A 16,056-nucleotide genomic window follows, 5' to 3' on the forward strand; every position below is an offset into this window, starting at 1 on the left:
CGGGGTATACCGATGACAAACATGGTCTGGAAAAGGAACGAGGTCGAGAGCCCTTGCATCCAGATATGCGTCGTGCACCCGACCGAGCGCATCTGTACCGGTTGTTATCGCACCATTGATGAGATCACGCGCTGGTCGAAAATGGACAGCGTTGAGCGTGCCGAAATCATGGAAGATCTGCCTGAACGCAAACCCCGCCTCGCCAAACGACGCGGTGGGCGGGCTGCGCGAATGAACAAATCCTGATATCCACTTCTGGCTTTTTGGCTGAATTCGCGCCGCTGCGGATCGGTCTGAACTCCGAGGGGGGATCAAGTTCGACGACATGCGTAAGTGAGTGGCAACCCACAGCGGCGCTCTTCAGCATTTAAGTTCTTCCGAAGTGGTCATACGGAAGACTAAAACACGTTTAAGCGTTTTTTGACCGACTGATCAAGAAAAAATAAACAGCCGAAAATTTAACCTTACGTAATGGTAAAGCCAGGCGAAATCTTTCGCTCTGCCGGCCGCCGCCTTACCCGGCTGCAAGCCAGGATTTTGCGTTTTCGAAATCCTCAGAAGGAAAGAACTGCGTGCGGGCACCCAGAACGTGACTGGCGACACGCTGCGCCATATGTTGCCACGCTTTGTCCCCGATTATGGCGGCGCGATCCAGCATTCCCACATGCCCTCGGGCCAGGCGGAAATGCGCGGCCAGTGCGGTCAGCCCCTGCCAGCCGTCAAACTCGCGCAGGTCAATCAACAGACGGAACCCGTTCTTTGAGCTTAGCAAGGTATCCAGATCACGCTCTGCCTGCTGGTACTCCTCGGGATCCAATTTGCCCATCAGGCTGATCTGCACGCAGGGTCCACCCAGATCGGTCACATGAATGGCCCCCAGCGACTCGCGCATCCAACGGCGCGCGGCCTCAAGTTCCGAAAGTTCAAACACCTGAACGGGGCATGGCAGAATCGGCGCGGCCAGACGGATGCTGGTCTGCACCCAGCCCTGATCAGCCGCAACCGCGATACGGTCAAACCCGCGCCAGTGGCTGAGACCCAGCTTGGTATCGGACCACGCGGCCCCAAGATCATAGCCTTTGAACTCTGGCTGCACGATCGCCAACAGACGCACCGCATCATGAGCCTCTAACGCCGCTTCGATCGCGGGGACCAAGGTCTCGCTGTAGTCTTTGCTCGTCACTTCACCGGACAGCTCGACCTCAATCTGGGCCCCGTCAGAATGCGTATGAACCGTAATCATCGAAAACCTCCAAACCTGAATAATGGCAACAGGTTACGGGGATTCGATCCACTCGGCTACTCCCCCCGCGCATTCCGGGCGAAAATAGGCGATCATCCGTCCATCCGGCCCGGCGGTCGCCGCTTTGGTCCAGGGTGCGACACCGTGCAGGCAGTGGCGATGCAGCAGATAGGCTTCACCCGGCTTCGCTGGCAGTTCGATACGGGGGCAGGTTTCAAACACCTCTCGACGGGCGGTCTGATAAATATCGGTGATGTCGATCTGGTGAAGGCTGGCCTTGGGCTGGCCTTCCATGGCACGCGCAAAGGCTGCCCCCAGAATCTTGTGGCTGCCCTCCCACAGAACCATCGGCGCGGCATCCGCGCTGGCCTCGGTCAGCGGGATGCCAAGAATCCATGCGTGCGGTTCATCCACCCGGCGTCGGCGATCCGGCCCCATGGGGCGTAGCCCGTCCACATGCGCCGCATAACGGTTCCGCCGGTATTTGGTAGCCGCTTCACCCTCGCCGCGACGTGGGCGGGGATAACCGGGATAAACGACCGAGACCTGCCCCTTGTGCAGTGGCAACCGCCCGTAATGTTCGGCGATAAAGTCCATGGCCAGACCTGACAAAAGGTCTGATTGCCCCACCCTGCCCTCTGGATCGTTATCCAGCGCATCCACACCGATGAACCACGTGCCTTCGCAATCCAGCCATTCCGCATAGGCCGGATCTGTGACCGAGGTGCGGGCCTGCGGCAAAGCGTGTTCAACCCATTTGGCAAGTGTCGGATCATGCGGAAACCTGATACAGCCCTTGTCCCAAAAATCGGTCATAGCCCCAGCGCCTTGCGCAGCATGTTCAGGGCGACCAGCGTCAGAAACACCGCGAACACGCGCTTCAATGGCTTGGGGTCCATCGCATGCGCCAGCTTCACACCCCACGGCGCGGTGATCATCGTCATGGTCACGACAATTGCAAATGCTATCAAATTAACAGCGCCAATTGTAAACGGCGGGCGGTGTTCAGGCGCTATGTCCAAGAATAGAAAGCCCAGAACTGAAGGCACGGCGATGATCACGCCAAACCCGGCCGCCGTTGCAACCGCCCTGTGGATGGGCGTGTTGAACAGACTCATCAGCGGCACGCCAAAGCTGCCGCCGCCAATGCCCATCAGAACTGAAAGGAACCCGACCGAAGGTGACAAAACGGCCCGCTTCACACCTTTTGGCATCACATCTCCAAGCCGCCATTCCGATTTGCCCAAGCCCAGGTAAGCACCGATGACCATACCCAACATTCCGAACAACGCCTGCAACGCTTCGGTTCTTAGCGCCGAGGCGACCAGCACGCCGACAATGGCCCCCACTGCAATTCCTGGCCCCCAGCCGCGCAGGATATCCCAGTCCACCGCGCCTTTCTTGTTATGCGCCAAGACGGATCGCATTGAAGTGATGATGATGGTTGCCAGCGAGGTCGCAAGACACAACTGCATCAATTGCGGGCCGCCGTACCCAAGCGTTTGGAACGCATAGAAAAACGCGGGCACCAGAACGATGCCGCCGCCGACACCCAGCAATCCAGCCAAGACACCGGCCAGCGCCCCGATTACAAGCAAAAGGCCCAGCATCTGGGCCAGTAACATCGTCTCGGGCATCATCCCCCCAAACCGGCCAACTGGCCGTATCCTGTAGCTGTCAAACCTCTGCCAAAGGCGCGATGCTGTCCAGCGCCTGCAGCATCACCTCGGGGCCTGCCCCATCGTGAACCGCACCCTCGGACAAAGCCCGCCTCCACGCACGCGCACCGGGACGTCCGGCAAACAGGCCCAGCATATGACGCGTGATCTGGTGCAGGCGGCCGCCCTCGGCAAGGTGGTTTTCGACATAGGGCACCATTTTGTGAACGACATCAATCGGATCAGCTACCTGCCCGCTGCCGAAGATCATGGCATCCGCCTGGGCCAGAATATCCGTGGGTTGGTGATAGGCCGCGCGGCCAATCATGACACCGTCCAGCCCGGCGTTCAGTTGCGTCTTTGCTTGTTCCAGAGACGTGATTCCGCCGTTGATCGAGACGTGCAGGTCCGGGAACGCATCTTTCATCCGATGCACAAGATCGTAGTCCAAAGGCGGGATATCCCTGTTTTCCTTGGGGCTAAGCCCTTGCAGCCATGCTTTGCGCGCGTGGATTGTAACGCGTCGGCATCCGGCCGCATGAATGGCCTGCAGGAATTCAGGCAAGACCCGTTCCGGATCCTGATCATCGACCCCAATACGGCATTTGACCGTCACCTCGACATCAACGGCGTCGCGCATCGCGGCAACGCAATCAGCAACACGAGCGGGATCTTTCATCAAGACGGCCCCGAATGTACCCGATTGCACCCGATCCGAAGGACAGCCGCAGTTCAGGTTGATCTCATCATACCCCGCCTGCGCGCCCAGCCGGGCCGCCTGCGACAGCTCCTCTGAGTCAGAACCGCCCAATTGCAGCGCGACGGGGTGTTCCTGCGAACTGAAGTCCAACAAATGCAATGCGCCACCTCGCACCAACGCCGGGGCGGTTACCATTTCCGTGTATAGAAGTGTCTGCTGGCTGAGCAGTCGGTGCACAAATCGGCAATGCCGGTCTGTCCAGTCCATCATCGGAGCAACCGATAGACTTGCTGCCTTGGAAGCACTGTGTTTCTTATTTAGGCTTAACGACTTATCGGTCATGATCTGCTTTTGCCTTTAGTCTCAGTTCGTCCCGTTTCCGTTTTGCTTGCACCCTAAAAGCAGGAAAAATGCGAGCATTTTAGCCAAAACGTGCAAGCTTTAACGGGACCGCTTGAATCTAATTGACGCCGAATAACAGGCGATCCCACCTAACAAAAGGCAAAGGATCAATGGCATCAATTTACCCAAGTCGCAATGGGACGTGGACTGCGCAGGTAAACCGCGGCGGCAAGCGCGTCTCAAAGGCATTCCCCACGAAGACAGAGGCGCAGCGCTGGGCGCGGCATCATGAGGTTAAGGTCGATGATAGAAAGAAGCTGGATAGCGCCCGAGTAACCTACGCCGAAGTGCAAGCCGCGTATATCGAGGAAATCGCATCTAACGCTAGGCGGTCGAAGCTAAACGCTCTAGCAATCGTCGCCAGCTATCTTGGCCGTTGCCCGCTGCGAAATTTGGGCGTCGAAATATTTACGAAATTTGCCAAGGTCCGCTTGGCAGAAGGCGCAGGACCGGCAACGATCGGAATGGACTTGACGTACATCAACACCATCCTAAAACACGGAGGGGCATACCACATTCGGAGCTAATACTGGTCTAACCAATAAGGGTTCTGAGTCATTAACGGACTATACTACAAAATACTCAAAGAGCCTTGAGGCTGCGATCCGGGACCACATCGCGGTATTCAGCCCAAATTGAGCCCGCTTTCTCGTACACTCTGAACATTTCTAGCAACTATTGTTCCTTCGTGGTGTCCTATATCGATGCGACCTTTGCGAAGTTTCATAGGCACTCCGAAATCGCGATATTTGGAGCAAACTCTCAGATACGATTTCTCACTGGATCGACTTCTATCCTGTGGAGGCTCGATTCACGCACGAAAGAAACTCGCGGCGTGAACTTGAAGGAACTGTTGGGTTTCCGCTTTCATTTGGCGCCAAAAAACATAGAAGTTATTTTGCCTCTTTCCGTTCTGGATCTGCCATTCCTACCTGCGAACCCCGCTTGAGAAAACACCTGCTGAAGTACGGTGAGCAGTTGTTAAGCTAAGTTCCGAGCCAGAAACCCGACCGCCGATCAAGAATTGAAGCATTGCTTTCTAAAAGATTACCGGGAAGAATTCTACCGGCAGACGAAATTGCATCTTGCCTTGACATGAGCAAAAGAGCACTTGTGAGAGAGTCGAATGAGGAAGGCTTAGGTTACGGGGAAGTCGTTGACGAACTACGGTGTGATCTCGCCAAGACTTATTTGAAGGACGGCATCAACGTGTCCGAGATTTCATTCATTCTGAACTACGCGGACTCTGCCGCCTTCTCGACTGCGTTCAAAAGGTGGACCGGACAGACCCCCAAGCGCATTTCACCAATCAGACTAAGCGCTTAGCTTCGGGCGGGGCGGTTTCCAAACTTCAGGTTTCCCGCTGCGCCCCCCGATCCAGGCTTTGAAGCGCAACGCAGTTAAATAGCTTTCGCCCTTTAGCGATAATACAGGATAATTATAAAAACCTTACGAACAATGCCAACTTGACCAATTTTTAACTAATAAATTCAAATGCTTAAATGGATAACCTGAGTGACGAATTAATCCGGTTCTGCTAACATCGGTCCACCTACGAAGAGGACCGTATTTGAGAATACATCCGAACACAGCGCCGACGCTGACCCGCAGAGTTACCAAGCGCACGGGAAAAAGCCAATGGCCGGGCGAAAAACTACGACGTGTTTTCGCGAACCTAAAATTGAATGGCTGCGACGGCGGGGAGGGTTAGTTGTAAGCGAGTTTTCAGGAAATGATATCCGAGAAACGATACTCGTGTCGGAAGATCACAAAGCGTGAATGTCGAATGGATCGGAGAAGCCCTTGATCTGGGTCCCGCAAAATGTCTCCTGAATATCAACTCCGTCGAGCAGATCCAGGGTCTCTTGATCGACCAAAATCCGGCTTCCGGTGTTCTGGGTTTCCGCTTCCAATCGGGCTGCGAGATTTACCGCGGATCCGATACAGGTATAGGTCGCCCGGTTGTCAGTGCCGGCATAGCCCGCGACGACTTCGCCTGTGGCGATACCGATCCCGATCCTGAGACTCCGTTCTCCATCCGCGAGCCGGTCATGATTCAGCATCTCTATCATGCCATGCATTTCATGCCCCGCAGCTACCGCGCTTTGCGCGGTATTGTTCAGAGGTTGTGGAACACCGAAGAGAGCCATCAACCCGTCACCAAGCATCAGGCTGACAATGCCGCCATTGCTGGTCACCGCCTCGAACATCAACGTGTAGAAGGTGTTGAGCAGATCAATTGTTGCCTCGGGCGCGAGGTTTTCCGAAAGGGCTGTGAAACCGCGAATGTCGCAAAAAAGAACCGATGCGTTTGCACGTTTGCCACCGATGGCAAAGCCAGACTCTTGCAGGTCTTGCGCAACTTCGGTGGTCGCGAAACGTTCGAGCAGGCGTCTTTGTTCGTCCCGCAATCGCTTCTTTTCGAGGCCGCTGGAGACGCGGGCGCTGAGAAGCGTCTTGTTCACCGGCTTGGGCAAGTAGTCTTCTGCGCCTAACTCGATGCAGCGTACAATATTGTCGAGCCCTTCGACAGAGGAGGTCACAATCACCGGCAATTCGCGCAGGTCGGGGTCCGCATTGATTGCCTCCAGAACCTGAAACCCGTCCATTTCCGGCATTTCGATATCGAGTAGAAGCAGGTCATAAGACTGACTCGACAACATCTCCATCGCGACGAGGCCGTTTTCCGCGACAGAGGCTTTGTGCCCCAACAATTCAACATTGCGAGACAGGAGTAGCCGATTGACTTTGTTGTCATCAACGATGAGGAGATGACCGGGTGCATCAGTCATTATTCAGGGTCCGCAGGGCCACAGCAGCTTTGGCGAAAGAGGCCTCCAGAGTTTTCGCATCTGTAAGGTCGCCAGTCGCGGGTATCTCCCCGAGCTCGATTTTTCTTGCCAACTCGGCTAGCGCAGTCGCACCAAAGGTGTTTGCATTCGATTTGATCGAATGAGCCGCGCGGCGATATCCATCGGCGTCGGACGCGTCGGCAGCCGCTTTCAATTCGGCAATCATACCGGGGGCCTCGTCGAGAAAGGTGTTTACAAGCTCGGCGGCAAATTCGTCGCCAGTCGCGTCCTTAAGTTCAGCGAAGATATCAAGATCAATTGGACCGTTTGTCATGGATTACTTGCTTTTCCTGGGAACATTCAAAAGGGCTTCGATAAGAATAGGCAGGCGGATCGGTTTGGCGATGTAGTCGTCCATTCCGGCATCTAAACACATCTCGCGGTCGCCTTGCATGGCGTTAGCGGTCATGGCGACTATACGCGGTCGGTCTTCTCCGGGGAAATCATTGTTTATGCAGCGTGAGGCTTCGAGCCCATCCATTTCAGGCATCTGCACGTCCATTAATACAACATCGTATGTTTGCCGATTCACGCTTTCGACCGCCTCAGCGCCGTTGCTGGCCAGATCAGCGCGATAGCCCATCTGTTCAAGCAGGCGAAGAGCAAGTTTCTGGTTCACCAAATTATCCTCAGCCAACAGAATACGCAGAGGGTGGCGTTTGGCCATCTGTGGATCAGTCTGGGGTTTGTCTGCGGGTTTAGTCGCTTTCACGGGAGTATCTTCGGTTGAAAACAACGTGACCAGAGTATCGAAAAGATGCGACTGACGCAGTGGCTTGGTGAGGTTGGCAGCAAAGAGACCGTCTTCGAGGTCAATTTCACGTGGACCAAGAGAACTAAAGAGGATCAGCGGTAAGTCCGGATGCATGGCACGAATTTTCTGGGCAAGTTCCTCGCCATCCATTTCTGGCATGTGCATGTCGAGAATGGCCAAATCGAACTTTTGAGCCTTCTCGAGTGTCGCCAGCGCATCGGACGGGGTTTCGCAGGTAATGGTTTTAGTGCCCCATTTCTCGGTCTGGAGCGACAAGATTTTACGGTTGGTGGCGTTATCATCCACCATAAGAATGCGCTTGCCTTCAAGCTCGGACTGAATGCCTACCAGATCGCGCGACGACGATTTGACCAGTTTGGAAGGTTTGGTCTGGATTGTAAACGTAAAGGTCGAACCGTGCCCCTCGCCGTCACTTCGTGCCCACATGGTGCCGCCCATGAGTTCCGCAAGACGTTTGGAAATCGCCAGACCAAGACCGGTGCCGCCATATTTGCGAGTTGTCGAGCTGTCTGCCTGACTGAAGGACTGGAACAGACGGCTCATCCCCTTTTCGCTCAGGCCAATACCAGTGTCGCGGACTTTGAAAGTCAGCTCAAGCAATCCGCGTTTCTCGGTGGTTTGTTTAACAGATAAAACCACTTCCCCGCTTTCGGTAAACTTCACGGCGTTGGAAAGCAGGTTCAGCAGGATCTGCCGCAACCGGGTCAGGTCAGCACTGATCGCAAGGGGCAGAGCGTCGTCAAATTCATAGGCCAGATCGAGTTGCTTTTCGGCGGCCTTGCCGCTGATCAGATCAAGCGCGCTTTCAATACATTCACGCAAATCAAACGGATGGTTCTCGATGTCCATCTGCCCGGCTTCGATTTTTGAGAAATCGAGGATTTCGTTAATAATGCCCAGTAGTGCGTCGCCGCTGTCGCGGATCGTGTTGGCATAATCGCTTTGCTCGGCATCTAACTTGGTATCCATCAGGAGCCCACTCATCCCGATAACGGCATTCATCGGTGTTCGGATTTCGTGGGACATGGTGGCGAGGAACGCACTTTTTGCTTCGTTAGCAGACTCGGCCACCTCACGGGCCTTTTCGGCCTCGCGGAAAAGGCGCACGTTCTCGATGGCAATAACAGACTGATCCGCAAAAGACTCAGCCATTGCAATATCGTCGTCCGAGAACGGTGTCTTTGATTTCCTGATGAAATAAAGCCCGCCCAAACACTTGTCTCCGCGCATTAACGGTATGCCAAGAAAAGCTTCAAATCCGTTTTCTTCGTGAAGCTTCTTTGCTAACCGAGGTAAGCCCTGCGACGTCAAATCGTGTACATGCATGGTTTTCCCGGACAGTAACACGGACGACAGAAAATTATCCTTCGGGTCCAACGGGTGTTGGGTTCGTCCGAAATCACGTATAAGGCCTTTTGGCGTCGCCAAAGCCACTTGCCACCAGAAACTGTCATCTGACAAAGCGGCGCCTGCCATGTCGCATGAAACAAGCCGTGTTGCGGAATTTACAATCACCTCAAAAACAGGTGTGGTATCTGAAGGCGATTGGCTGATCACCCGCAGTACATCAGCACTGGCAGTCTGGCGCGCTAAGGATGCTTGCGTTTCATTGAACAGGCGCACGTTTTCCAGCGCGATGATAGCCTGATCCGCGAAAGATTCGGCAATGGCTACTTCGTCGTCACTGAAAACCTTCGACGTTTTCCGAATGAAGGCGAGAGTGCCAAAACATTCTTTCCCTCGCATCAAGGGTACCATCAAGAACGCCTTGAATCCTTGCCGCTCAACGATTTCCGTGTCCCGCGGAGATAATTCATCAAAGCGCGATTCATCCAATTGCAGCGTCTTGCCGCTCTGGATGACGCGGGATGGCAGGTTGTCGTCGGGATCAATTGGCAGGCGCTCAGTCCAAGTGATTTCCTCTAAACCATCCAGAGTCGCGGCCGCCACTTGCCAGTATTCAGTTTTGTTAGCCTGCATGGCAATCGACAAGTCGCAATCGATAAGAGCTGTAGCCAGTCCGACAATCTTCTCAAAAACCGGTTTGGTATCTGTCGGGGATTCCGAGATCACTCTGAGGACATCCGCACTTGCCGTTTGGCGCGAGAGTGCGACTTGCGTATCGTTGAACAATTGAGAGTTTTGAATCGCTATGATCGCCTGCGAGGCAAAGGTCTCCATCTGCTTGATTTGCTTGTCCTCAAAGGCGGCTTTATTTCGGCTGCCCATACTGATGACACCAATCGTGTCACCGTCGCGTATCAAAGGTACAGAGAGAACCGACCTGTATCCTTGCAAGTTGGACCTAAGGACCGGATCATAGTTAGGGTCCGCTTGAGTATCCTCAACGTAGTCGGCGCGCCCATATAAAAGCGCCCGGGCGGTCGCCGACGTTTCCCCTGGCTCAAATGGATGCGACTCGAGGAATTTGGCAAAACTCTCTGTGAGATTGTGCCCGGCAAAGAAATGGAATTTTCCGTCCTCGGGTTTCTTTAGCGCCACAAAAGCATCCTGTAGGCGGCAGATGCGCGACGAAACCGCTACCAACGCTTCCAAAACCGGCTCTAAAGCGTCAGGGGAACGGGAAATAACCTCGAGCACTTCGGATGTCGCCTTCTGATACCCCAGTGCCTCTTCAACTTCTGCAGTGCGGGCCTGCACTTCTTTGAACAGTCGCGTATTGTTGATGGCGATCACGGCCTGGGACGCGAAGGTTTCGAGTAGGCTGACTTGTTTGTCGCTAAACGCAGCTGCCTGCCGATGCGCCATAACAATAACGCCAACGGTTACGCCATTGCTGACCAAGGGGACACCAAGAGTGGTAAGGTAGTCCCCGATCTCAGCCGCTTTTTTCCATGTGTAAGACGGATCCCCACGCGTATCCCTAATATAGACCGTCTTGCCGTGCAGGGCCGTGCGCCCGATGCAAGAACCCTCCTCTGGAGCGATAGGGTTGTCGGACAGGAACTTGAGAAATGCATCGCTGACATTGTGGGACATGGCCACGCGGTATAGGCCATCGTCAGCATCCTTCATTGCAAAGAACGCGTATTCCGGTGAACAGATACGCGATGAGACCTCCAGGATGGCGTCCAAAACCGGTGGAAGATCGTTCGGTGAGCGCGAGATGACGTCGAGCACTTCGGACGTCGCCGTCTGATACTTCAGCGCCTCCTCGACTTCAGCAGTGCGTTCCTGAGTTTCCCGGAACAGCCGTGCGTTCTCGATGGCGATGCTGGCTTGATTGGCAAAACCCTGAACGAGCTCGACGCTGTTTTGTTGCGGCGGTCCGGCCTCGGCCCAACCGACAATTATGACGCCCCAAATCCGCGCCTCTGCCCGGATCGGTACGGCCATCAAGCGCCGATACCCAGCCTTTCGGGCAAGCTCAGGGCTGAAATACTCGGGCCCCCGCGCATCTGCTAGATGCTGGACTTCGCCGCTTTCCACGACCAATGGAGCCAGATGACCCTTGGAAGCTTCCAATGGATAGTCCGAAGTCAGTGCCTTCAAAGTAGCCTTCGGAAACCCGTATTGTGCGCAGAAATGATAGAGATTGCCGTCAAAGCGTTCGAGAACGCAGAACTGCGCCCCACAAAGCTCAGCGGATTTTTGCACGACAAGGTCAAACACAGGCTGGATGTCGGACGATGCTTCGTTGATGAGGTGCAAGATTTCAGCACTGGCGCGTTCGCGCACCAATGCCTCTTCGACCTCGGCCGTGCGCGCCCGAACTTGCTCAAAAAGCCGTGTGTTATTGATAGCAATCAACGCTTGGGAGGCGAACGTTTCCAAGAGCGCGATCTGTTTTGAATTGAATGGTGCAACTTTGTCGTGGCAGAGCACGATCACACCGACCACAACCTTATCCTTGACCAATGGGACACCCAGAAGCGAGCGATACTTGCCAATACGTGCGGCTTCCTTCCAGGCGTATTCGTTAGCTTCAGTGTCCTCGTAGTAGACTGTTTCTCCTCGTGCTGCTGTTTGGCCAATACCGCTCCCATGACCTGCCGGCACTGGGTGTGCTTTCATGAACTTCATGAAATCACTGTCAAAGTCGAGCATGATGTCAGTATGGTAAAGGTTGTCTTGCGGATTCAGGATCGAGATCGCCGCATATTTTGGCTCGCAGATCCGGCCGGCGACTCTCAGTATCTCCTTCAGCACCGGTTCCAGCTCATTCGGAGATCGCGAAATCACCGACAATACGTCGGACGTGGCAGTCTGATACTCCAGTGCCTGCGTGACTTCTTCCGTACGCTCCTCCAACTCGTGGAAAAGGTTTGCGTTGGTAATCGCGATAACGGCCTGATCTGCAAAAGTTTCCAGCAGTTTGATCTGTTTGGCGGAAAAACCCGAGACCACTGGCGCCCCAAGAGAGATAACGCCTACGACTTCCCCGTTTTTTACCAGCGGAAGTCCAAGCAATGATTTGTAATCACCCACGCCGCTTTCTTCCAACCAGGTGTAGGTGTCATCCGCTTCGACATCTTCGACATAGCTTGTGCGTTTCGACAAGATTGCACGCCCGCTTACACCGTTCTCCGCTGGCGAAATCGGGTGAGCTTTGACGTACTCTGCAAAGGCCGTGTCTTGTGTGAGCGTCGAGTGCACATGAAAAAGCCCATCGTCCGGGTCAAGCATTGCGACATAGGCATCCTGCAATTCGCAGATGCGCGACGCTTCTTTAAGAATGGCGTCCAGAACGGGCGACAGTTGATTGGGAGACGCTGAGATCACACGCAGCACTTCGGATGTTGAAGTCTGATACTCCAAGGCTTGCGTGACTTCCGCGGTACGGTCCTGCACCTCTCGGAACTGGCGTACGTTATCCATTGCGATCACGGCTTGGGACGCAAAGGTTTGGACCAGAGCGACATCATCATCCGAAAATGGCGAAACTTCACGGCGATAGAGAACGATCACCCCAAGACCCGTGTTGTCTTTCATCAACGGCACCGCAAGGACCGAGCGAGCCCCTTCGACTTCAACCATCTGAACCCGTTTTGGATCGCGATCCTGATAATAAAGCGGATCATCTGCAATATCGTCTTGCCGGATGACCTGGCCATCGAACATAGGGCGGATTGCAACGAGTTCCGTGCGCGTCAAGGGCTCCACGAACCCCTTCAGGGCCTCATCAAAATCCGTTCGCGCACCGATATTGGCCGGAATTGTTGCAAGGCCACGTTCGTGATTGGCGACACACAGAAAGGCCAGTGGCGCTTTGCACAAACGGCTGGCATTTTCGAGTATGCTATTGAAGACAGGGCTATCGTCATCGCGACTGCGGCTGATGACTTCGAGGATTTCGCGCGACGCTTCTTCCCGTTCAAGTCGTTCCTGAACTTCACGAAACTGGCGCGTGTTTTCGATGGCAATGACTGCATGTTTGGCGAATTCTTCAATCAACTGCACGTCAGGGTCAGCAAATGGCCGCACCTCACGGCGGCTGACCGCGATGGCACCGATAGCCTGATCTCCTTGCATCAGGGGGACTGTAACGCGTGACCGAATGCCTTCGATCTCAACCATCATGGCAGCTGTAGGATGGCCCGAGCGATAAAAATCCGTGTCGGTCAAATCATCGATGCGACCAACCTTACCTGTTCGTATCGCAGTGGCTATGGGAATCGATTCATCCAACTGCCACTCGTCTCCAACATCAAATTCGGTTCTCTGATGCCCCCAATTCGCAGCCAACCTCCCGTGGGTCCCTGCAGCGTTGATCAAAATAAGTACCGCCTGATCTGCATCACATACCCTGGTGGCCTGCTGAAGCACTGAATCAAAGACGCGCGCATCGTCATCACGGCTTTGGCTAATGACCGTCAGAATTTCCTGCGTTGCCGTCTGACGCTCCAACTGCGTATGCAGTTCATTCAATTGTCGCGTGTTATCCAAGGCGATCACGGCTTGGGCGGCGAAGCCCTCAACCAGAGAGATCTCGTCGTTTGTAAATGCGCGAACCTCACGTCGGTAAATCCCGATGACGCCCACGGGCGTGCCATCTGCCGACATTAGTGGGACCGTCAGAAATGACCGGACACCTTCTTCGTCTACAAGTTGACGGCGCCATGGGTCGCCTTTTATATACTGGTCAGTCAGGCGCAAATCGACATTGTGAATAACGCGTGCCTCGCGAACGGACTCCGCAATCTGGAGATGTGAGTCCAGTGACCAACGATCTACGCCAACCTCGTAGGTCGCCAACTGATCACCGAAATGGGCCGCATATTCGAGGTGGGTTCCTGCTTCATTCAAAAGGCTTAGTGTGGCGACATCCGTTTCGCAAAGCCGGGCCGTGTTTTCCAGGATCGTCTGGAACACCGGCGTCTCATCTTCCCGCGATCGGCTAATTGTCTCGAGAACTTCACGCGTGGCGCCTTCGCGTGCCAGACGGATCTGCAATTCGCGAAATTGGCGAACATTCTCAATGGCGATTACCGCTTGGGCGGCAAAGGTTTCGACGAGCTTGACCTGATCGTCGGTATAGGGCCGCACCTCGTCTCGCGCCAACATCAAGCATCCGATTGCACCGCCATCCACCTTTAACGGAACAAACAGATTGCTGCGGCACCCATGCTTGTCGACAATCAGCTTGAACCGCTCATCACCGGATTTGTGGAAATCAGTGTCTCCCATATCCACAACGCGTTTGGTCTCGCCGCTGAGGATTGTTTCAGTCACCAGAGAATTGCCCGGCACCATCGTGTATTTACCGTCGCGCCAGAGCTGCTGAATGTCAGGGTGCAGGTTAACACTGGCCACGAGCCGCTGAAGAGCGTCGCCTTCTCGTCCAAGAACCAGACCAGCAAAAACAGCGTCGCAAAGGTCTTTGGCAAGCGCGACAATCAGATCGCAAACCGGCTGTACGTCGTCCTTGGTCACAGAGATCGCCTGCATCACCTGAGCGGTGGCTTCAAAGCGCGCCTGTTGATCCGCTGCGCTTAACTCCGAACTCGGCGCAGATGATGGCGCGGGACTTATCGGGGTCCCTGATGCCTTTTTTTCGCCCAACCGCGCTCAAACTCCCACGTCAATTCTGACTAACAACTGCCCGGAGTTTAGAGAGCATGTGATAGAAGTCACTGGAATTTTTCACGGATGATGCCAGTTGCATTTCTGCACGCGCGAGTACGGCCCACTTAGCTCGGACCATCCAGCTGGTCAGCGAGACAAATCAACAGTGTAGTGCCTACGCGCTGGATAGCCATATTGGCCTTATTGTTCTGGCTCTCCATATGCGCTTCGAAATCGTCAGGACGTTCGGTCTCTGAGGTGCTTCGCCGAGCGTCATTGCTTAGACCCAGACTTCTGTTGGCGAAAGGCAACACGGGCTGAGTACCTAAGCCGGTGAGAACACTTTGGGATGATGCACTGCGACGTAAATCGCCCGCTAAGTTGCACGGCAGCCATGTACCCGTCACGGACATCATGGCAAAGGAATTGTTGCAAATGTCCGAACCCCCGATTTCAGGAATCTGATTGGTCAATCGTGGTTCAAGCTCAATGTCCGAAATGGGCCGTTCACTACCAAGAGCATTGGAGACGTTAGAATTCGGACCACCCTGAGCAGACCTAAAACCGATGGCAGGTTGAGCACCAATCCCAATTGTGGAGTCACATGGAGGCCAATGTTCAAACTTTGACAACATTTGCACCCGCAGGTGTTTTTACTGGATCTCGTTGTGAATCCCGAAGAAACACCCTGCCCCGTAAAGAATCCGCCAGAAAGCTCGGCGCAACACCGCATAAGAATGCCTTGAGGTCGGTCGACGACACGGCACATCGAGGCACGTTTCGACACGTTCGTTGCCGAAAACTAATAATTTTGCATTATTAAACATATGAAGCAAAGCTTCACGATCAAACAGGGACCGTTGCTACATATGTGCTACAATAGAATGCCAAAGGCGACAAATTTTACACAATCAAAGAGATACCATCAATGGCACAAATTCATCATGAGTGCGACCGACAATCTCGCAGTCTTGGTGACATAGTCTTTTGAATCTGACTGGCGCTGTGAAACAGGGTACGACGACGCGGTCATGGATGGGGCCCGATGTACAGGGAATGGGTAGCTTACTGCACCTGACGGCGTATCGCAACCAAGGGCGCACTGTGATCAAGATCTGTACCTACAAGGCACTCCTGCACAAAAAGAAAGGGCAGGTCTTTCGACCTGCCCTGCGCGATAGCACCGATTGGGAGGAGTGGGTGCGCCTCGCGGCGTTTGCTTACTTGGCAGCAGTTGCTTTCTTGGCAGCTGCGGTCACGTCGTTGGTGGCTTTTTTGACAGCCGCGGTTGTGTCTTCGGCTACGTCTTTGCCAGCCGCCATCAGCAGCTCAACGGTTTCGGACTGAACTTTTTTCGCGATCTCTGCGAAGGCCGCCATGTTTTCAGCTGCAACTTCAGC

10 protein-coding genes and 1 pseudogene are annotated in these 16,056 nt (G+C 54.4%); 3 read left to right on the plus strand and 8 right to left on the minus strand.

Features of this window, described 5'->3' with window-relative positions; all coding sequences use genetic code 11:
* The first annotated feature begins 12 nt into the window (after positions 1 to 12).
* Positions 13 to 246 carry a DUF1289 domain-containing protein gene (locus tag AC2FIB_RS15040; protein ID WP_496735959.1) on the plus strand — a complete coding sequence of 78 codons (234 nt, stop codon included), beginning with the start codon at positions 13 to 15 and terminating at the stop codon, positions 244 to 246.
* Between the two features lie 268 nt (positions 247 to 514).
* Here AC2FIB_RS15040 and AC2FIB_RS15045 read toward each other — a convergent pair whose 3' ends face one another.
* The 4 genes from AC2FIB_RS15045 to dusA are packed head-to-tail and all read right to left on the minus strand — an operon-like array spanning position 515 to position 3,943.
* A complete protein-coding gene (locus tag AC2FIB_RS15045; RefSeq protein WP_496735961.1) occupies positions 515 to 1,243 on the minus strand; it encodes a SpoIIAA family protein in 729 nt (242 codons plus the stop codon).
* A 33-nt stretch (positions 1,244 to 1,276) separates the two neighbouring features.
* Positions 1,277 to 2,059, minus strand: a complete 783-nt coding sequence (locus AC2FIB_RS15050; protein WP_496735962.1) for a hypothetical protein — start codon at positions 2,057 to 2,059, stop codon at positions 1,277 to 1,279.
* The gene (locus AC2FIB_RS15055) at positions 2,056 to 2,880 is read right to left on the minus strand and encodes a sulfite exporter TauE/SafE family protein (RefSeq protein ID WP_496842323.1); all 825 of its coding nucleotides are present in this window, start codon (positions 2,878 to 2,880) and stop codon (positions 2,056 to 2,058) included. Before AC2FIB_RS15055 ends, AC2FIB_RS15050 begins: the two co-directional genes overlap by 4 nt.
* A gap of 40 nt (positions 2,881 to 2,920) precedes the next feature.
* Positions 2,921 to 3,943, minus strand: coding sequence for a tRNA dihydrouridine(20/20a) synthase DusA (gene dusA / locus AC2FIB_RS15060; RefSeq protein ID WP_496735966.1), 1,023 nt, complete (start codon positions 3,941 to 3,943; stop codon positions 2,921 to 2,923).
* Between the two features lie 170 nt (positions 3,944 to 4,113).
* Between dusA and AC2FIB_RS15065 the strand changes: the two genes are divergently transcribed.
* Both AC2FIB_RS15065 and AC2FIB_RS15070 read left to right on the plus strand, forming a co-directional pair.
* Complete coding sequence (locus tag AC2FIB_RS15065) at positions 4,114 to 4,530, plus strand: hypothetical protein (protein WP_496735968.1); 417 nt, start codon at positions 4,114 to 4,116, stop codon at positions 4,528 to 4,530.
* Positions 4,531 to 5,035: 505 nt separating this feature from the next.
* A complete protein-coding gene (locus AC2FIB_RS15070; protein ID WP_496735970.1) occupies positions 5,036 to 5,329 on the plus strand; it encodes a helix-turn-helix domain-containing protein in 294 nt (97 codons plus the stop codon).
* A 440-nt stretch (positions 5,330 to 5,769) separates the two neighbouring features.
* On the opposite strand, the gene AC2FIB_RS15075 is transcribed toward AC2FIB_RS15070, so the two are convergent.
* The 4 genes and pseudogenes from AC2FIB_RS15075 to AC2FIB_RS15090 all read right to left on the minus strand — a co-directional run.
* Positions 5,770 to 6,795, minus strand: a complete 1,026-nt coding sequence (locus AC2FIB_RS15075; RefSeq protein WP_496842324.1) for an adenylate/guanylate cyclase domain-containing protein — start codon at positions 6,793 to 6,795, stop codon at positions 5,770 to 5,772.
* Positions 6,788 to 7,129 (minus strand): Hpt domain-containing protein, encoded by a 342-nt coding sequence (locus AC2FIB_RS15080; RefSeq protein WP_496735973.1) that lies wholly within the window; start codon positions 7,127 to 7,129, stop codon positions 6,788 to 6,790. The genes AC2FIB_RS15075 and AC2FIB_RS15080 overlap by 8 nt, the downstream gene beginning before the upstream one ends.
* A gap of 3 nt (positions 7,130 to 7,132) precedes the next feature.
* Positions 7,133 to 14,524: a GAF domain-containing protein gene (locus AC2FIB_RS15085; protein ID WP_496842326.1), complete on the minus strand. Its 7,392-nt coding sequence runs from the start codon at positions 14,522 to 14,524 to the stop codon at positions 7,133 to 7,135.
* Between the two features lie 1,352 nt (positions 14,525 to 15,876).
* Positions 15,877 to 16,056 (minus strand): annotated as a pseudogene (locus AC2FIB_RS15090) (phasin, PhaP); the annotation flags it as partial.

Source organism: Ruegeria sp. YTSA072 (assembly GCF_059610285.1).

Excerpts from the sequence above, each read along its gene's own strand:
- dusA (WP_496735966.1), bottom strand. The coding sequence starts at position 3,943 with ATGACCGATAAGTCGTTAAGCCTAAATAAGAAACACAGTGCTTCCAAG.
- AC2FIB_RS15055 (WP_496842323.1), bottom strand. The coding sequence starts at position 2,880 with ATGCCCGAGACGATGTTACTGGCCCAGATGCTGGGCCTTTTGCTTGTA.
- AC2FIB_RS15080 (WP_496735973.1), bottom strand. The coding sequence starts at position 7,129 with ATGACAAACGGTCCAATTGATCTTGATATCTTCGCTGAACTTAAGGAC.
- AC2FIB_RS15040 (WP_496735959.1), top strand. The coding sequence starts at position 13 with ATGACAAACATGGTCTGGAAAAGGAACGAGGTCGAGAGCCCTTGCATC.
- AC2FIB_RS15065 (WP_496735968.1), top strand. The coding sequence starts at position 4,114 with ATGGCATCAATTTACCCAAGTCGCAATGGGACGTGGACTGCGCAGGTA.
- AC2FIB_RS15045 (WP_496735961.1), bottom strand. The coding sequence starts at position 1,243 with ATGATTACGGTTCATACGCATTCTGACGGGGCCCAGATTGAGGTCGAG.
- AC2FIB_RS15050 (WP_496735962.1), bottom strand. The coding sequence starts at position 2,059 with ATGACCGATTTTTGGGACAAGGGCTGTATCAGGTTTCCGCATGATCCG.
- AC2FIB_RS15075 (WP_496842324.1), bottom strand. The coding sequence starts at position 6,795 with ATGACTGATGCACCCGGTCATCTCCTCATCGTTGATGACAACAAAGTC.